Source organism: Pararoseomonas sp. SCSIO 73927, assembly GCF_037040815.1.
Classification (GTDB): Bacteria; Pseudomonadota; Alphaproteobacteria; order Acetobacterales; family Acetobacteraceae; genus Roseomonas.
The window spans coordinates 1,206,857-1,223,200 of record NZ_CP146232.1 but is presented as its reverse complement, the minus strand read 5'-3'; the positions used below and the strand labels follow the sequence as shown (position 1 = coordinate 1,223,200).

Genomic DNA, 16,344 nt, shown 5'->3' with positions numbered 1-16,344 from the left:
CACCTACTCCAGTCGGATTCCGGCGCGGCGGATCACCTCCGCCGCGCGCTGCCGCTCGGCGGCGAGATGGGCGGCGAAGTCCCCGGGGCCGGCCCAGTAGGCCTGGCTGCCGAGGTCCCTCATCCGCGTGGTGAAGACCGGGCCCTCCACGGTGCCTCGCAGCGCGTCCGCTAGGCGCGCGACGACGGGCGATGGCAGGCGGGCTGGCCCGACGAGGCCGAGCCAGGTGGTGACCACCACGCCCGGCACAATCTCCTTCAGCAGCGACACGTCAGGCATTTCGCGGAAGGGCTCGGCGCCGGTCTGGGCGAGCGGCCGCAGCACGCCGTTGCGGACATGCGCCGTGGTGGTGGAAACGCTGTCGATCATGAAGTCCACTCCGCCCGCGATCAGGTCCGTGACGGCGGGGCCGCTGCCCCGGTAGGGCACGTGCGTGATGTCCAGCCTGCCATAGGCCTTCAGCATCTCGCCCGCGATGTGCATGGAGCTGCCGACGCCGGCGGAGGCGTAGTTCATCTTCCCCGGCCTGGCCCGGGCCGCGTCGATCAGCGCGCGGGCATCGCGGTAAGGAGAGTTCGCGGGCACGACGAGGACGAGCGGGCTGCTGGTGATCTGCCCGATTGCGGTCGCATTCCGTGCGGCGTCGAAGGTAAATTTCGGGTCCAGTAGCGGGTTCACGACGAGCTGGCCGGGGCTGGCGAGCATAAGCGTGTAGCCGTCTGGCTCCGCATGGGTGAGCAGGTCGGTCGCCACGTTGCCGCCGCCGCCGGAGCGGTTCTCCACGACCATCGTCTGGCCCAGCGCCTCGCCCAGCAGGGGCTGCAGCAGGCGGGCGGCGATGTCCGTAGCGCCGCCGGGCGCGAAGCCGACCAGCAGCTTGATCGGGCGCGCGGGAAAACCCTGGGCGTGCAGCGGGCGCGGGGCGAAGGGCGCCAGCGCCGCGGCGGCGAGGAGACGGCGTCGGGAGGCCTTCATTGCGGGCGGATCCCGGCCAGTTCCACGCCGCGCGCGGCGCGGGCGCGCTCCTCCTGGAAGAACTGCCTGAAGGCCTCCGGCCCGAGATAGGCGGGGCCGTTGCCGACGGCGCGCAGCCGGGCCGTCGCCTCCGGCTCTTCCAGCGTCGCGCGCATGGCGTCGTCCAGGCGGCGCAGCAGCGGCTCCGGCAGGGCAGCGGGCGCGACGATCGCGGTCCAGCTCTGCACCACCACCTCCGGATAGCGGTCGGACAGGCGGGGGAGATCGGGATAGGCGAGGTCGGGCAGGGAACCGCCATTCGCGATCACCCGGACCACGCCGGATTGCAGCTGCGGCAGCAGCGGCCCGCGGCTGTCGAAGAGAAAATCGACCTCTCCGGCGGCCAGGGCGTTGATGGCGGCCGCGCTGCCGCGATAGGGCACGTGCGTCACCCTGGCACCGATCGCGTTGAGGAAGACCTCCGCCCCAACATGCATGGCGAAACCGATGCCGGGGGAGCCGTAGTTCGACGCCTCGCCCTTGCGCCTCAGATGGGCGATCAGCCCGTCCACCTCCGTGACGCCGATGGAGGCGGGCACGGCCAGCAGGAAGCCGCCGGCGGTGATGCGGGAGACCAAGCGTAAGTCGCGCACGGGATCGAAGGGCAGGTCCCGGTAAAGGTAGGGGTTCAGGGTCAGGATGCCGCCGGAGGTGACCATGATGGTCGCCCCGTCCGGCGCGGCGCGCGCCAGGAACTCGGCGGCGATGTTGCCGCCCGCGCCGGGCCGGTTGTCCACCACCACGGGCTGGCCGAGCCGCTGCGCCAGGCCGGGCTGCACGATGCGCGCGATCAGGTCGGTGATGCTGCCCGGGGAGGAGCCGCAGACCGCGCGGATGGCCTGCGCCTGCGCGGAGGAGCGCCGGGCGACCAGCAGCGGGGGCGCGAGTGCCAGGGCGGCGCGCCGCGGGGTGGACATGGACGATCCTCCGTCGGTCCGCCGCGTTGGCCACGGCTGGACCTTAACCCAACTAGTGACCTCATGGTATTAGAAGTGACTTTCAAGTCAACTCAAATGACGCGGGTTAAGGTCCGGCTTGCACCGGCGGCCCGGTGCGGCCATCACGTGTCGCGAAGCGGGATGGCGGAATGACTCGGACGGCAAGCGTGAAGAAGCCGGCGCGCTGGGCGGATGCCGTCCCGGCGCGCGAGGCCCAGTTCGAGACGAAGCGCCGCGCCCTGGTGCGAGAGGCCGCCCGCGCCTTCGGGCGCCGGGGCTTTCACAACACCTCGCTGGAGGAGATCGCGGAAGCGCTCGGCGTCACCAAGCCCGCGCTCTACCGCTACGTCCGCACGAAGCACGAGATCCTCTACGAGGCGAAGACGATCGCCTTCGACGCGGGTGCAGAGGCGCGCAAGACCGCCTTCGCTGCCAGCGAGGACCCGCTGGAGCAGCTGCGCCTCTATATCGTGAACTATATTGATCTCGTGACGAGCGAGCTCGGCTCCTACGCCGTCCTCGCGGAGCCGGTCACCTCCCTCCCGCCAGAGCTCGCCGAGCCTATCCGCGGGCGCATGCGGGAGGCGGACCGTGCGCTGCGCGACATGGTGCAGGCGGCCATGGATGCCGGGTCGGTCGCGCCAGGCGACCCGAGACTCGTCGTCGCCTTCTTCATGGGGGCTATTAACCACATCGCCCGCTGGTACGCGCCGGACGGCGCGCTTACCGGACGGCAGATCGGCGAGACCTTCGCCGGCTTTGTGCTGGACGGTCTGCGCGGGCCCGGCTGGACCCCGACGAAAACTTGACTCTCGGGTAACTTTCAGGACCAGTAGGTCACCGCCGGAGAGCGGCGCCGGCGGGGGCACCCGCCGGGAGGAGGACCCGTCATGAGCTGGACCCGGCGGGGCCTGCTGGCCCTTGGGGCTGCGTCGCCCCTTGCCAACGTCTTTCCGCTGCCCGCGCACCCCGCCCCACAGCCGCCGCCCGGCTATCCGTCCAGGCCCGTCCGGCTGCTGATCGGCTTCGCACCGGGTGGCGCGACCGACATCGCGGCCCGCCTCGCCGCCCCCATCTTATCGGAGATCCTGGGCCAGCAGGTCGTGCTCGAGAACCGCTCCGGCGCCGGCGGCAACGTGGCCACGGAAATGACGGCGCGCGCCTCCGCCGACGGTTACACCCTGCTGATGCTCACCCCCGGCCAGGTCGTCACCAATCCGCTCATGATGCGCGTGCCCTACGACCCTGAGCGGGACATCACCGCCATAGCGCGGATTACGGTCGGACAGCTGGTGATGGTCGTGCCGAAAGAGTCTCCCTTCCGCGACGTTCGCCAGCTGCTGGAGGCAGCGCGCGCGGTCCCGCTCCATCCCCTTGTCCTACGGTACCCCGGGGCCGGGCACCTCGCAGCACATCGTGATGGAGATGCTGAAGAAGGGGGGGGCGCTTCGAGGCGACGCATGTGCCCTACCGCGGCAGCGGCCCGGCGGTGGCCGACCTGATCGGCGGCAAGATCGATTTCATGATCGACAGCATCAGCCCCCCCCTTTCCCATGTGCGCGGCGGATCGCTACGCGCTGTCGCAGTGACGGGGGAGCAGCCCCATCCGGACTTCCCGGATGCCGTCACGCTGGACAGCATCGTGCCCGGCGTGATCATGACCACCTGGGTCGGGCTGGGCGGCCCCCCAGACATGCCACCCCCTTTGGTCGCCTACCTGACGGACGCGGTCCGGCGCACCGTGAGCCATCCCGGCTTCTCGGAACGCATCAAGGAACTTGGCGGGCAGTCCGCCTGGCTGGGACCACAGGACTTCGCCGCCGCCCTCTCGGCAGAGCGGACCAGCATCAGCGCGGTGATCCGAAGCGCCAACATCCGCATGGAGTGAGGGCGGGAAGCCCGGTTCTTCTTGCCACCGCCGGGCCTTTGCTGACCTTGTCGAGGCCCGCCGTGGCCAGGGGGAGGAAGAAGGAATTCTTCCTCCCCCTGGAACCCCCTCCATCATCTTTCTATGCGTTGGTGCTTGTTTCACTGGCCAACGCCTCGGGTCGTGGACCCGAGGCGCCCGGACAGGCAAGACGGTTGCGTAGGGGTTAGAAACACCCTCCATCATCGCATCCGCGGCAGCCCGCTGCAGGTCCAGGAGCCTCAGGCTCCTAGTGGATGGGGGGCCGGGGGAAGGCAAAGCCTTTCCCCGGGGCCGCCGGGCCAGGCCCAGCGCGCCCCGGCATCAGAGGGGCTGCGCGCCCGACCGGCGGACGATCTCGCCCCAGCGCTCCATTTCCGCTGCGACGAAGCGGCCAAACGCCTCGCCGCTCAGCTCCTCCATCGGGCGGCTGCCGTTGCCTTCGCCGAAGGCGCGCATCTCCGGGTCTCGGATCACGGAAGCGGCGGCGGCGGTCAGGCGCTCGACCATCGGCGCGGGCGCGCCGGCCGGCATGAAGAGGCCCGACCAGGTGGAGGACCAGGCGTCGGGCAGCCCGACTTCCGCCACCGTGGGCACGTCGGGCAGGGCGGGGATGCGCGCCCGGGCGGTGACGGCGAGCGGGCGCATGCGGCCGTCGGCGATGGCGTCCCGCGTGGTGGCCACGTAGTCGAACATCACGTCCACGTTGCCCGCCAGGAGGTCGGTCAGCGCGGGCGCGGCGCCGGTGTAGGCGACGTGGGTCATCTCGATTCCGGCGATGGACTCGAACAGCACGGCCGTGAGGTGCGTGGAGGTGCCGACGCCGGCATGAGCGAGGTTGACGCGCCCGGGCTTGGCGCGGGCGAAGCGGATGAACTCCTCGGCCGTGCGGTAAGGGCGCGAGGGGTTGGCGACGAGCACGTTAGAGGATTCGAACAGGCCCTGCAGCGGCGTGAAGCTGCGGACGGGGTGGTAGCCCAGGCGGCGGTACAGGGCGGGGGCTCCGGCCATGGCGGCGTTGGTGCCGTAGAGGACGGTGTAGCCGTCCGGCGCGGCGCGCGCGGCGTACTCCGTGCCCAGCGTGCCGCCGGCGCCGGGCCGGTTCTCGATCACCACGGGCTGGCCGAGCCTCCCGCCGAGCTTGCGGGCGGCGAGGCGGGAAGTGGAGTCGGTCACCCCCGCCGCGTTGAAGGGCACGATCCAGGTGATGGGGCGGGACGGGTAGGGGGTGGTTCCCTGCGCCGCTGCGCGGCCTGGACGGAGGGCCTGCCCGGCAAGGGCGAGGCCGCCGAGGGCGAGGGCGCGTCGGCCGATGGGCATGGCGGCTCCTCAGCTCGGCTGCGCGCCGGAGCGGCGGACGATCTCCGCCCAGCGCGGGATCTCCGCCTCGATGAAGCGCGCGAAGCTGTCGCGGCTCAGTTCCACCATCGGGCGGCTGCCGTTGGATTCGGCCACGCGGCGGATCTCCGGGTCGCGGATCGTCACGGCGGCCTCCGCGGCCAGCCTCTCCACCGCCTTGGGCGGGGAGCCGGCGGGGAGGAGGATGCCGGACCAGGCGGCGGAGGCGGCCTCCGGCAGGCCGATCTCCGTCACGGTGGGCACCTCCGGCACCGCCGGAATCCGCTCCTTCGCCGTGACCAGCAGCGGGCGCAGGCGGTTGCCCTCGATGTGATCCCGCGTGGCGACGGCGTAGTCGAACATGATGTCCAGCGTGCCCGCGATCAGGTCCGTCAGCGCCGGGCCGCTTCCGGGATAGGGCACGTGCGTCATCTCGATGCCGGCCACGGTCTGGAACAGCACGGCGGCCAGGTGCGTGCCGGTGCCCACGCCGGAGCTGCCGAAATTCACCTTGCCCGGATTGGCCTTGGCATAGGCGATCAAGTCCTTCGCCGTGCGGTAGGGGCGGGAGGGATGGACCACCAGCACGTTCGGCGTCTCGAACATGGCCTGGATGGGGATGAAGCTGCGCAGGGGATCGTAGGGCAGGCGCCGGAAGAGGGCGGGCGCGGTGGCGAGCGTGCCCTGGGTTCCGTACATCATCGTGTAGCCGTCGGGCGCGGCGCGCGCGCCCATCTCCGTCCCCAGGGTGCCGCCGGCGCCGGGGCGGTTGTCGATGATGACGGTCTGGCCGAGCTCCGCGCCGAGCTTGCGCGCGAAGAGGCGGGAATTGACGTCCGTGATCCCCGCCGGGGTGAAGGGCACGATCCAGGTGATCGAGCGGTTGGGATAGCCGCCCTGCGCCGCCGCGCGCCCGACGCCACCCGCAGCGCCGAGCGCCGCCATCCCCAGGCCCAGGGCCCGTCTGGTGATCCGCATCCCTTCCTCCCGCATCCGGCTTTGCGCCGTGACCTCCGAGTCATCGGAGTGACCTTCAGGATACCGAAGGGAGGGGATGAATCAACGCGCGTCTTCACCCCGTGGACTGGCTGGGGCCGAAGAGGAGGGGGCGCGCCTCCTCCAGCGCGGCGCGATAGGCGTCCCGGCTCGCCTCCAGCCGGCTGGTGGGGCCGGCGAGGGAGACGGCCAGGGGCTCTCCGCCGACCAGCCCGGCGATGGCGATGGCGGCCACGCCCTCGCCCGCCTCGCCGGCCACCCAGGCCCATCCCCGCGCCCGCACCTCCTCCACCGCCGCTTCCAGCCGGGCGGGGTCCGTGATGGTGGCGGGGCCGAGCTGGCGCAGGGGGCGGGCGCGGACCGCCCGGCGCATCTCCTCCGGCGGCATCAGCGCGAGCAGCGCCTTGCCGAGCGCGGAGGCGTGCATGGCCAGGCGCTCCCCCGGCCGCAGCATGAAGCGCAGGGGATGGCTGCCCTCCTGGATGGCGACGACCTGCACGCGCATGCCGTCCGGCCGGCCGCAAATGGCGGTCTCGCCCGTGCGCTCGCTCAGCGCCGCGATGGCGTCCGCCGCGAAGGTGGCGATCGGGTCCCGCTCCGCCGACTGCCGCGCGACCTCCAGAAGGCGGCGCGTGGGATAGAAGCGGCGGGAGCGGACGGTGCGGAGCAGGTATCCCGCCTCGTGCAGCGTGTGCAGCAGGTCCGAGGTGCTGCTCTCCGCCAGGCCGATGAGGCGGGCGACCTCGGCGTTGGAGAGGTCGCGCTGCTCCCGGGCGAAGACCTCGAAGACGGCGAGGGTGCGCAGGGTCGCCGGGACGGTGGTCGGCATGGGCGTTCCAGGAAGGGTCCGGTGGGCCCTGCCGTTAGAGGAGCGGGCGCGCGCTTTCCAGGGCGGGATGGGCAGGGCCTGCCGTGACCTTCCAGGCAGGCTGTTGACTCAAGAGTCACGGAGGCTACCATCACTTCACCAGACTTGGACGCCAGGGCGGGGAGCGCCCGGCGATGGGAAGGGAACGGGCATGGCACGTCTCACGGCGGGGCATCACCGATCGCGGCATCCGGACGCGGCGCCCTGGCCCGGGGGTGCCCGTGGCCGTTGACCTCACCCCCGAGCAGGAGCTGCTGCGCGACAACGTGCGCCGCTTCATGGAGCGCCGCGTCGCGCCCGTGATCAACGGGCACGAGGCGGCGAAGACCTTTCCCTTCGAGATCCTGGGGGAGTTGGCGGAGTTCGGCTATCTTGGCGGCCGGCTGCCGGAGGCCGATGGCGGCTTCGGGCTGGACTACGTCACCTGGGGCATGCTGCTGGAGCAGAGCGGCTACTTCTGGATGTCGCTCCGGACGCTGGTGAACATCACCAACGGCGCCATCAACCGGCTGCACGCCTACGGCACGCCGGAGCAGCACGCGCGCTTCATGCGGCCGCTGCTGGAGAACCGGCGGCGCGCCTGCTTCGGGCTCACGGAGCCGGACACCGGATCCAACGCCGCCGGCGTCCAGGCGCGGGCCGACCGCAGGGGCGACACCTACGTCCTCAACGGACGGAAGATGTGGATCACCAACGGCGCGAACGCCGACTTTGCCATCGTCATCGCCCGCACCTTCAGCCCGGACTGCGACGGCGGGCTCTCCGCCTTCATCGTGGAGCGGGAGGTCTCGCCCTACGACGTGCGGCCGCTGGACACGATGGTGCTGCGCTGCACCGGCACGGCGGAGCTGGGCTTCAGCGACGTGGTCATCCCGCGGGAGAACCTGCTGGGCGAGGAGGGCGGCGCCTTCCGGAACGTGCTGAAGGGGCTGAACGCCGCGCGGGTAAACATCGCCATGGGCGCGGTGGGGGCGGCGCAGGCCGCGCTGGATCTCTCCGTGGAGTACGCGAGGACCCGCAAGCAGTTCGGCAAGCCCATTGGCAGCTTCCAGCTGATCCAGAAGCACATCGTCGACATGACGATCCGCACGGAGGCGGCCCGCGCCCTGGCCTACAACGCCGCCACGGCACTGGACCGCGGGCGCGACGCGCGCACGGAGTGCTCCATCGCCAAGCTCTACGCGACGGAGGCGGCGCACGAGGTGGCGAACATGGCGCTGCAGGTGCATGGCGGCATGGGCTACTCCACCGACTACCCGATCGAGCGCATCTTCCGCGACACGCGCGGCGGCATGATCCCGGAGGGGACGACGGAGATCCAGACCCTCATCGCCGGGCGGGAGATCCTCGGGCTCTCGGCGCTGACATGAGCAGCATGGGCATGAGCGGCTTCTCCGATCTCTCCCCGCTCTTCGACCCGCGCTCCGTCGTGCTCGTCGGCGCCTCGGAGCGCGCAGCGAGCGTGGGCGGGCGTACGCTGGCCAACATCGTGGACCACTCGGATTTCCGCGGCACCCTGCACCTGGTGAACGCGACGCGGCCGGAGGTGCGGGGCCTGCCCTGCCACCGGCGCGTCGCCGACCTGCCCTCCGCGCCGGAGCTGGCCGTGATCGCCGTGCCCGCCGCCGGGGTGATGGAGGCGCTGCGCGAGTGCGCGGCGATCGGCGTGAAGGTCTGCGTCATCCTCACCTCCGGCTTCGGCGAGACGGGCGAGGAGGGCCGGGCGGTCGAGGCGGAGATGAGGGCGCTGGCGCAGTCCACGGGGATGCGCCTCTACGGTCCGAACTGCCCGGGCGTGACGAACATCAACCGGCGGCTCGGCTTCACCTTCTCCCCCGCCTTCAAGGACGACCTGCGCCCCGGCCCGATCGGGCTGGCGACGCAGGGCGGCGGGCTCGGGCGGAACCTGATGCAGGCCATGGAGCGCGGGGCGGGCTTCGCCCTGTGGTGCTCCACCGGCAACGAGGTGGACCTGCAGGTCGCCGACTTCATTCACTACATGGCGGGCGCGCCCGACGTGCGGGTGATCGGCACGATCTTGGAGGGGATCAAGGACGGGCCGCGCTTCCTCGCCGCGGCGCGGGCGGCGGCGGAGGCCGGGAAGCCGGTCGTGGCGCTGAAGGTCGGCCGCTCGGAGTACGGGATGCGGGCGGCGGCGTCGCATACCGCCTCGCTCACCGGCTCGGCCGAGGTGAACAGCGCCGCGTTCCGCCAGACCGGCATGATCGAGGTGGACGACGTGGACGAGCTGGTGGACGTCGCCTCCCTGCTCGCGCGCGGGCGGCCACGGCGGGGGGCGCGGATCGCCGTGTTCGGCTCCTCCGGCGGGGCCTGCGCGCTGGCGGCGGACATGGTGGGGCAGGCCGGCATCGTGCTGGCGGAGTTCGCGCTGGAGACCATCGCGGTCCTGGCGGAGAAGCTCCCCTCCTTCGCCGCCCTCGGCAACCCCGTGGACACGACCACGGTCACCCTGACGAACCCGGCCGTGATCGAGGAGACGCTGGCGGCGGTCGCGAACGACCCCGCCGTGTCGCTGGTGATGCTGCCGATGCCGCTCGACTACGGCCCCGTCTCGCTGACCGTTGCGGAGCGGATGGCGGCGGCGCAGCGGCTCTCCCCCGTGCCGCTCGTCCCGGTCTGGATGAGCGAGCGCACGGGCGCGGCCTACCGCCACTTCGCGGAGGCGGGGATGGTGCCGGTCCGCAGCCTTCGCAACGCCGCCAAGGCGTTCCGCCGCTTCATCGACCGCGGCGCGTGGGAGGCGGGCGCGATGCCGCGGGGCCTGGGCGCCGGGCCGCCGGACGGGCCCACCCGGACGCTGTCCGAGGCGGAGGGGAAGGAGATGCTGCGCGCGGCCGGGCTCGCGGTGCCGGACGGCGCCATCGCCCGCTCGGGCGCCGAGGCGGCGGAGATCGCCTCGCGGCTGGCCTTACCGGTCGCGGTGAAGATCGCCAGCGCCGACATCCTCCACAAGTCCGACATCGGCGGTGTGGCGCTCGGGCTGCGGACGGCGGAGGAGGCGGGCGCGGCCTTCGAGGCTGTCACCCGCGCCGCCCGCGCGCATCACCCGGAGGCGCGGATCGAGGGCGCTCTGGTGGAGCGCATGGCGCCTTCCGGCGGGCAGGAGGTCCTGCTCTCCGTCTCGCGCGACCCGGTGCTGGGCCAGGTGATGACCTGCGGGCTGGGCGGCATCCATGTGGAGCTGCTCCGCGACGTGTCCCGCCGCCTCCTGCCCGTCGATGCCGCCGAGGCCGGGCGCATGCTGCGGGAGCTGCGCGGCTTCCCGCTGCTGAGGGGCCTGCGCGGCGCGCCGCCCTGCGACCTGGAGGCGCTCTGCGCGGCCATGGCGGCCCTCTCCGCCCTGGTCGAGACGCGGCCGGAGGGGATCGAGGAGATCGAGATTAACCCCCTGCGCGTCGGCGCGGTGGGCGAGGGCGCCTGGGCGCTGGACGCGGTGGTGACGCTGCGGGGCTGAAGGGGCGACTAGGGCGGCGGCTGCCGCCGGTCCGGCAGGTCGAGCGAGCTGGTGGCCGTCGCGCCCGCATCCACCGGCAGGATCGTGCCCGTGACCCAGCGCGCATGGCCGGAAGCGAGGTAGAGCACCGCCGCCCCGCAATCCCAGCCCGATCCCTCCGTGCGGAGGAGGGACCGGTTGCGCCGGGCCTCCCGCATCTCCTCCGTCATGCCGCCCGCGTACATCATCGGCGTGTGCAGCATGCCCGGGCAGACGCAGTTCACCCGGATGCCCTCCCGCGCGTGGTGCACGGCCATGGCGCGGGTCATGTTCACCACCGCGCCCTTCGATGTCGGGTAGAGGAGGTTCGGCGTGCCCCCGCGCAGCCCCGCGACGGAGGCGATGTTCACGATCGCCCCGCCGCCGCGCCGCACCATCTCCGGCACCGCGAACTTCGCCATCAGCATCATGGAGGTGACGTTCACGAGAAGGCCGTGGTTCCAGGCCTCCAGGTCCACCTCCACCGCCGTCCCCTTCGGGCCGCCGATGCCGACATTGTTCACCAGAACGTCCACGCCGCCGAAGCGGGCGACGGCCTCCTCCACGATCCGCCTGCAATCCTCCGGCCGCGTCACGTCGGCCTCGACCACCACGGAATGGCCGCCCTCCCCGGCGATCATCTCCGCCGTCCGCTCGGCCCAGGCGCGCTCCGAATCCACAAGAACCACGCCCACCCCGGCCTCGGCCAGGAGGATGGCGGCGGCGCGGCCGTTGCCGATGCCCTCGGCGCGCGATCCCGCGCCGGTGACGATCGCCACCTTGCCCTCCAGGTCCCGCGCGATGCGCGGCGGGGGGGCGGCGCTCACCGGCCGGCTCCCGCGTCCAGCGCGGGCGCGGGCCCGGGCGGTTCCATGCCCTCCAGCCGCACGGGGAAGCGGGCGAGCGGGCCCGTCTCCGTCCCCTGCATCGCGCCGCGCGCCACGAAATGGGGGAAGCCTGCCAGCTCGCCCGGCGCCAGCACCGGCGCGGCTGGCACATCGGCGGCGATCAGGCGCTCCAGCAGCCCGTCGCGGTCCTCCCCGGCGCAGCGCTCGGCGATCCGGGCGTTGATCGCCTCGGTCTCCGGCACACGCTGGGCCATCCGCGCGTGACTGGCCGTGTCGTAAGGGGCCAGTTGCAGGGCCGTGGCGAGGCGGCCCCAGAAGTGGTCCTCCAGCGCGCCGATGCTGATGGCCTTGCCGTCCCGGCACGGGAAAGCGCCGTAGCCCGGGCGGGCGAGGGACATGCGCCGCTGCGCCTCCAGCGTCTCCGCCCCCGCGCCGGCGAAGCGGCCGAGGCGCGGGTTCATCCAGTGCAGGGCGCACTCCGTCAGCGACACGTCGAGGAACTGCCCCCGTCCGGTGGCGCCGCGCTGCACCAGGGCCGCCAGCACGCCCGCCAGCCCGTAGACCGAGCCACAGAGGTCCGCCACCGGCACGCCCGCGCCGCCGCCGGAGATGGACTGCATCCCCGCCACCGACAGGTAGTTCAGGTCGTGGCCGGGCACCGCGGCCAAGGGCCCGTCCTGCCCGTAGCCGCTCAGCGAGGCGTAGATCAGGCGAGGGTTGGCCGCCGCCAGATCCGCGTAGCCCAGCCCCAGCCGCGCCATCACGCCCGGGCGGAAACTCTCCACCAGCACGTCGTGCTCCGCCACCAGGGACAGCGCCCTCTCGCGGCCCTCCGGCCGCTTCAGGTCGATCAGCACGCTGCCCTTGCCGCGGTTCACCGCCCCGAAGACGCCGGGGGACATCCGCCGCACCGGGTCGCCCGCGGGCGGCCGCTCCACCTTCAGCACCTCGGCGCCGAGCTCCGCCAGGCAGCCCGTCAGGAAGGGGCCGGGAAGAAGCTCCGAGAAGTCGAGCACGCGCAGGCCGTGCAGCGGGGCGGGCATCAGATCATCCTCTCGTAGAGCGCGACGGCGTCCGCGGCATCCAGCGGGCGCGCATTTCCCTTGGTCGCCGCGCTCAGCCCGGCCTGCCGGGCCAGTTCCGGGATCATGCCGCGCTCCACGCCGAGCGCGCCGAGACGGTCCGGCATGCCGAAGCGGTCCCGCAGGACGACGAGGTGTGTCACCAGCGCCTCTGCCGCGCCCTCCTCCGAGGCATCCGCCCCCGCGGCGCCGATCATCCGCGCAATCCAGGCATATCGCCCGGCCGCGACCGGCATGTTGAAGCGCATGACATGGGGGAAGATCACGCCGAGGGAATCGGCGTGGATGCAGTCCGTCAGGGACTCCACCGGCGTCGAGAGGCCGTGAATGCCGTCCACGCCCTTCAGCGTGATGCCGTGCCCCGCCAGGTAGCTGGCCAGCATCATCTCGGACCGCGCCTCCAGGTCGCCGCCATCCGCCACCGCGCGGGGGAGGTGGGCCGCCGCCCGCCGCATGGCCTCGGCCCCGACCATGTCGCCGATCGGGTGCGGGCGGTTGGAGGTGAGGACGCCCAGCGCGTGCATGATCACGTCCAGCCCCGTGGCGGCGGTGGCGCGCGGGGGAAGGCTCGCCACCAGTTCCGGGTCGAGCACGGTGAGCGCCGGCCGCAGGTGCTCGCTCCGCAGCACCAGCTTGCGCCGCGGCGTCTTCAGCACCGCGCCCAGCGTCGTCTCGCTGCCCGTGCCGGAGGTGGTGGGGACGGCGACGAAGCGCAGCGGCTGGTGCGGGGCTTCGTGGATGCCGTCGTCGAAGAGGCTGCCGAGGGAGCGGCCGGTGAAGCGGCGCAAGCAGGCGCCCTTCACCGCATCGATCGTGCTGCCATCGCCGAGCGCGACGATCGCGTTGCAGCCCGTGGCGCCCCAGAGCGCGTGCATCGCCTCCACCTCCGCCTCGCGCGGGTTGGGGCTGACGCCGGTGTCGATCTCCACGGCGAGGCCGGCATCCCGGAGCAGGCCGGCCACGCGGTCCACCAGCCCCGCCCTTTGCAGGCCCGCATCGGAGGCGAGGAGCACGCGCGTGGCACCCAGCCCGCGCAGCCGCCCGCCGAGCTGCGCGATGCTGCCGCAGCCGAAGAGGGCCGGGTTCGGCCAGCCCATACCGAAGCATGAGAGCGCGGGATCGGGCATTCGCTTCCTCGTGGGGCGACGGCGGCTTGTTCCCGCCAAATCCTACGATAGGATGTAGATCGCTCCGAGAAGACGTAGTCAAGGCGCCGAGCGAAGGGACGCGGAAGGGAGGGATCGGGCCTCATGGAAAAGCAGCAGCGCGGGCCGTCGGTCCACGACGGCGGCACCGTCGGCGATATGATCGTCACCCTGCTGGACCGTTACCCCGACCGCACCGCCTTCATCGACGGCGCGCGCCGCTTCACCTACGGGGAGACACGGGACGCGATCAGCCGCGCCGTGCAGCACCTGCACGCCCTCGGCCTGCGGAAGGGCGACACGGTGGTGCAGCTCTCCGGCAACCGGCCGGAGGTCTTCTTTGTCACCGCCGCGCTCTACCTTCTCGGCCTCCGCTCCGTCACGCTGCAGGCGATGGGGGGGATCGAGGACCACGCCTACATTCTCGAGCACTGCGACGCGAAGGTTATGCTGGCGGACGGCGCCTATGCCGAGCGGGCACATGCTCTGCGCGGCCGCGTGCCGGGCGTGGCGCACTGGTACCTGCACGAGGCCGCCGAAGGCCTTCTCGGCTTCTGGGCGGAGGCGTCCCGCCACATCCCGGCCCCGCTCCCGTCCGAGGCGACGCCGGACGACGTCATCCGCCTGGCCTATACCGGCGGCACCACGGGAAGGCCGAAAGGCGTGATGCTGCCCGGCCGAGCGACGATGACGCAGACGCTGCTGCTGATGGCCGGCCGGGCCTGGAGCGACGCGCCGCGCTTTCTCTGCCCCACCCCCATCTCGCACGGGGCGGGCGCCACGCTGATCCCCGTGCTGTGGCGCGGCGGCACGGTGATCCTGCAGAAGGGCTTCGATCCCGACCGCTTTCTGGACGCGCTGGAGGAGCACGGCGCCACCGCCACCTTCCTGGTGCCCACGATGGTCTACAAGCTGCTGGACCACCCCCGCACACGAACGATCGATCTCTCCGGGCTGGAGACGCTCATGTACGGCGCCGCGCCGATGTCACCGGCCCGCATCCGGGAGGCGCTGGAGGTTTTCGGCCCCGTGCTGCAGCAGGGTTACGGGCAGAGCGAGGCGCCGAGCGCGATCCTCACCCTCTCCCGCCTCGACCACACGGACCCGGACGAGCGAATCCTGTCCTCCGCCGGCAAGCCCTATCCCGGTATCACGGTGCGGCTGCTGGACGAGCGGGACGAGGAGGTGCCGCAGGGCGAAATTGGCGAGATCTGCGTGCGCGGCCCGCTGGTGATGGCGGGCTACCTGAAGCAGCCGGAGTTGACGGCGGAGGTGCTGCGCAACGGCTGGCTGCATACGGGGGACATGGCCTATCGCGACGCGCGCGGCTTCTTCTTCATCGTGGACCGCAAGAAGGACATGGTCGTGTCGGGCGGCTTCAACGTCTATCCGAAGGAGGTGGAGGACGTGCTGACCGCCCACCCTGCCGTCTCTGCCGCCGCCGTGATCGGCGTGCCGGACTCGCGCTGGGGCGAGGCGGTGAAGGCGATCGTCGTCTGCCGCCCCGGCATGGCCGTCACGGCGGCCGAACTCGCGACCTACGTGAAGGAGCGCAAAGGGGCGGTCGCTGCGCCGAAAACGGTGGACTTCGTGGAGAGCCTCCCCCTGACCGTGCTCGGCAAGCCCGACAAGAAGGCGCTGCGTGCCCCCTACTGGGAGGGGCAGGCCCGGGCCGTGGGATAAGGGGCGTGCCCCCTTACACCCGCAGCACGATCTTCCCGAAGTGCCGGTTGGCCCGCATATGATCCAGCGCCTCGGCCGCCTCCTCCAGCGCGAACTCGGCCGCGACCGGCAGGCGCAGGCGCCCGGCCTCCAGCGCGTCCCAGAGATCGGCGCGCATGCGGCGGTTGATCTCGCGCACCTCCTCCACGCTGCGGGTGCGGAAGGTGACGCCGACATAGGCGATGCGGCGCAGCGCGTGCAGGTCGAAGTCGAAGGGCGCCGCCTGGCCGCCGAGCCGCCCGACATTGACGATGCGGCCGAGGATGGCGGTAGCCTGCAGGTTCGCGTTCATCATCGGGCCGGAGACCTGGTCCACCACCAGTGCCACGCCGCGGCCTTCCGTCGCGGCGAGCACGGCCTCGGGCCAGGCGGCGTCGCCCGTGTCCAGCGCCAGCCCCGCGCCGAACTCCCCCAGCCGCGCCCGGCGCTCCGGGCTGGTGGAGGTACCGATGACCAGCCCCGCGCCCATCGCCCGCGCGATCTGCATCGCCATCAGCCCCACGCCGGAGCTGGCGCCTTGAACCAGCACCGCCTCGCCCGGCCGCAGCCGTCCGTTGGTCACGACCGCGTCGTGCATGGTCTGCAACGCCACGGGGAGGGTGGCGGCCTGGACGAAGCCCATATTGCTGTCCGGCAGCCGCGCCACCCGGCCGCGATCCGCTACCGCGTACTCGGCGTAGCCGCCCGCGCCGGAACACATCACGCGGTCGCCGGGCCCGACCTCCGTCACCTCCGCGCCGACCGCCTCCACCTCGCCCGCCCATTCCAGGCCGAGCACCGCGCCCGCGCCGCCCTGGGCGCCGTGGGCGTGGCCGGCCGCGATGCCGAGATCCGCCCGGTTCAGCCCGGCCGCGCGCACGCGCACGAGGACCTCCGAGGGGCCAGGGCGGGGAACCGGGAGGTCCCGCAGCCCTGGCCCGTCCTCCGTCACGACCACGGCTCTCATGGCCCGTCCCTCCTCATCGTTGCCGGCCAGTCTGGCGGATCCTTCCCG

General features: G+C 72.4%; 15 protein-coding genes. 6 read left to right on the top strand and 9 right to left on the bottom strand.

The window, feature by feature from the left end; all coding sequences use genetic code 11:
* Window positions 1-3 precede the first annotated feature (3 nt).
* Both VQH23_RS05775 and VQH23_RS05770 read right to left on the bottom strand, forming a co-directional pair.
* Entirely contained in the window at window positions 4-975 is a 972-nt protein-coding gene (locus VQH23_RS05775) for a tripartite tricarboxylate transporter substrate binding protein (protein ID WP_338664676.1), read from the bottom strand.
* Window positions 972-1,931, bottom strand: a complete 960-nt coding sequence (locus VQH23_RS05770) for a tripartite tricarboxylate transporter substrate binding protein (RefSeq protein ID WP_338664675.1) — start codon at window positions 1,929-1,931, stop codon at window positions 972-974. The genes VQH23_RS05775 and VQH23_RS05770 overlap by 4 nt, the downstream gene beginning before the upstream one ends.
* A gap of 170 nt (window positions 1,932-2,101) precedes the next feature.
* Between VQH23_RS05770 and VQH23_RS05765 the strand changes: the two genes are divergently transcribed.
* From VQH23_RS05765 to VQH23_RS05755, 3 genes are all read left to right on the top strand, one after another.
* Window positions 2,102-2,761, top strand: coding sequence for a TetR/AcrR family transcriptional regulator (locus tag VQH23_RS05765; protein ID WP_338664674.1), 660 nt, complete (start codon window positions 2,102-2,104; stop codon window positions 2,759-2,761).
* A gap of 81 nt (window positions 2,762-2,842) precedes the next feature.
* Window positions 2,843-3,454 carry a tripartite tricarboxylate transporter substrate-binding protein gene (locus VQH23_RS05760; RefSeq protein WP_338664673.1) on the top strand — a complete coding sequence of 204 codons (612 nt, stop codon included), beginning with the start codon at window positions 2,843-2,845 and terminating at the stop codon, window positions 3,452-3,454.
* Window positions 3,442-3,840, top strand: a complete 399-nt coding sequence (locus VQH23_RS05755) for a tripartite tricarboxylate transporter substrate-binding protein (RefSeq protein WP_338664672.1) — start codon at window positions 3,442-3,444, stop codon at window positions 3,838-3,840. Before VQH23_RS05760 ends, VQH23_RS05755 begins: the two co-directional genes overlap by 13 nt.
* Window positions 3,841-4,182: 342 nt before the next feature.
* On the opposite strand, the gene VQH23_RS05750 is transcribed toward VQH23_RS05755, so the two are convergent.
* From VQH23_RS05750 to VQH23_RS05740, 3 genes are all read right to left on the bottom strand, one after another.
* Entirely contained in the window at window positions 4,183-5,178 is a 996-nt protein-coding gene (locus VQH23_RS05750) for a tripartite tricarboxylate transporter substrate binding protein (RefSeq protein ID WP_338664671.1), read from the bottom strand.
* A 9-nt stretch (window positions 5,179-5,187) separates the two neighbouring features.
* The gene (locus VQH23_RS05745) at window positions 5,188-6,174 is read right to left on the bottom strand and encodes a tripartite tricarboxylate transporter substrate binding protein (protein WP_338664670.1); all 987 of its coding nucleotides are present in this window, start codon (window positions 6,172-6,174) and stop codon (window positions 5,188-5,190) included.
* Window positions 6,175-6,268: 94 nt separating this feature from the next.
* Window positions 6,269-7,021 carry an IclR family transcriptional regulator gene (locus VQH23_RS05740; RefSeq protein WP_338664669.1) on the bottom strand — a complete coding sequence of 251 codons (753 nt, stop codon included), beginning with the start codon at window positions 7,019-7,021 and terminating at the stop codon, window positions 6,269-6,271.
* 260 nt (window positions 7,022-7,281) lie between these two features.
* Here VQH23_RS05740 and VQH23_RS05735 point away from each other — a divergent pair, with 260 nt between their 5' ends.
* Both VQH23_RS05735 and VQH23_RS05730 read left to right on the top strand, forming a co-directional pair.
* On the top strand, window positions 7,282-8,430 hold the full coding sequence (locus VQH23_RS05735; protein ID WP_338664668.1) for an acyl-CoA dehydrogenase: 1,149 nt from the start codon (window positions 7,282-7,284) through the stop codon (window positions 8,428-8,430).
* An 11-nt stretch (window positions 8,431-8,441) separates the two neighbouring features.
* Window positions 8,442-10,535, top strand: coding sequence for an acetate--CoA ligase family protein (locus tag VQH23_RS05730; RefSeq protein WP_338664667.1), 2,094 nt, complete (start codon window positions 8,442-8,444; stop codon window positions 10,533-10,535).
* An 8-nt stretch (window positions 10,536-10,543) separates the two neighbouring features.
* Here the strand turns inward: VQH23_RS05730 and VQH23_RS05725 are convergent, their stop codons facing one another.
* From VQH23_RS05725 to VQH23_RS05715, 3 genes are read right to left on the bottom strand one after another with little or no spacing between them, the layout of a single operon-like run.
* The gene (locus VQH23_RS05725; RefSeq protein ID WP_338664666.1) at window positions 10,544-11,380 is read right to left on the bottom strand and encodes a glucose 1-dehydrogenase; all 837 of its coding nucleotides are present in this window, start codon (window positions 11,378-11,380) and stop codon (window positions 10,544-10,546) included.
* The gene (locus tag VQH23_RS05720) at window positions 11,377-12,444 is read right to left on the bottom strand and encodes a CoA transferase (RefSeq protein WP_338664665.1); all 1,068 of its coding nucleotides are present in this window, start codon (window positions 12,442-12,444) and stop codon (window positions 11,377-11,379) included. Before VQH23_RS05720 ends, VQH23_RS05725 begins: the two co-directional genes overlap by 4 nt.
* Window positions 12,444-13,610 carry an iron-containing alcohol dehydrogenase gene (locus tag VQH23_RS05715; protein ID WP_338664664.1) on the bottom strand — a complete coding sequence of 389 codons (1,167 nt, stop codon included), beginning with the start codon at window positions 13,608-13,610 and terminating at the stop codon, window positions 12,444-12,446. Before VQH23_RS05715 ends, VQH23_RS05720 begins: the two co-directional genes overlap by 1 nt.
* Window positions 13,611-13,733: 123 nt before the next feature.
* Between VQH23_RS05715 and VQH23_RS05710 the strand changes: the two genes are divergently transcribed.
* Entirely contained in the window at window positions 13,734-15,311 is a 1,578-nt protein-coding gene (locus tag VQH23_RS05710; protein WP_338664663.1) for an AMP-binding protein, read from the top strand.
* A gap of 13 nt (window positions 15,312-15,324) precedes the next feature.
* Here the strand turns inward: VQH23_RS05710 and VQH23_RS05705 are convergent, their stop codons facing one another.
* Complete coding sequence (locus VQH23_RS05705) at window positions 15,325-16,296, bottom strand: zinc-binding dehydrogenase (protein WP_338664662.1); 972 nt, start codon at window positions 16,294-16,296, stop codon at window positions 15,325-15,327.
* Between the last annotated feature and the right edge of the window lie 48 nt (window positions 16,297-16,344).

Excerpts from the sequence above, each read along its gene's own strand:
- VQH23_RS05775 (WP_338664676.1), bottom strand. The coding sequence starts at position 975 with ATGAAGGCCTCCCGACGCCGTCTCCTCGCCGCCGCGGCGCTGGCGCCC.
- VQH23_RS05770 (WP_338664675.1), bottom strand. The coding sequence starts at position 1,931 with ATGTCCACCCCGCGGCGCGCCGCCCTGGCACTCGCGCCCCCGCTGCTG.
- VQH23_RS05765 (WP_338664674.1), top strand. The coding sequence starts at position 2,102 with ATGACTCGGACGGCAAGCGTGAAGAAGCCGGCGCGCTGGGCGGATGCC.
- VQH23_RS05760 (WP_338664673.1), top strand. The coding sequence starts at position 2,843 with ATGAGCTGGACCCGGCGGGGCCTGCTGGCCCTTGGGGCTGCGTCGCCC.
- VQH23_RS05750 (WP_338664671.1), bottom strand. The coding sequence starts at position 5,178 with ATGCCCATCGGCCGACGCGCCCTCGCCCTCGGCGGCCTCGCCCTTGCC.
- VQH23_RS05745 (WP_338664670.1), bottom strand. The coding sequence starts at position 6,174 with ATGCGGATCACCAGACGGGCCCTGGGCCTGGGGATGGCGGCGCTCGGC.
- VQH23_RS05740 (WP_338664669.1), bottom strand. The coding sequence starts at position 7,021 with ATGCCGACCACCGTCCCGGCGACCCTGCGCACCCTCGCCGTCTTCGAG.
- VQH23_RS05730 (WP_338664667.1), top strand. The coding sequence starts at position 8,442 with ATGAGCGGCTTCTCCGATCTCTCCCCGCTCTTCGACCCGCGCTCCGTC.
- VQH23_RS05720 (WP_338664665.1), bottom strand. The coding sequence starts at position 12,444 with ATGCCCGCCCCGCTGCACGGCCTGCGCGTGCTCGACTTCTCGGAGCTT.
- VQH23_RS05715 (WP_338664664.1), bottom strand. The coding sequence starts at position 13,610 with ATGCCCGATCCCGCGCTCTCATGCTTCGGTATGGGCTGGCCGAACCCG.
- VQH23_RS05710 (WP_338664663.1), top strand. The coding sequence starts at position 13,734 with ATGGAAAAGCAGCAGCGCGGGCCGTCGGTCCACGACGGCGGCACCGTC.
- VQH23_RS05705 (WP_338664662.1), bottom strand. The coding sequence starts at position 16,296 with ATGAGAGCCGTGGTCGTGACGGAGGACGGGCCAGGGCTGCGGGACCTC.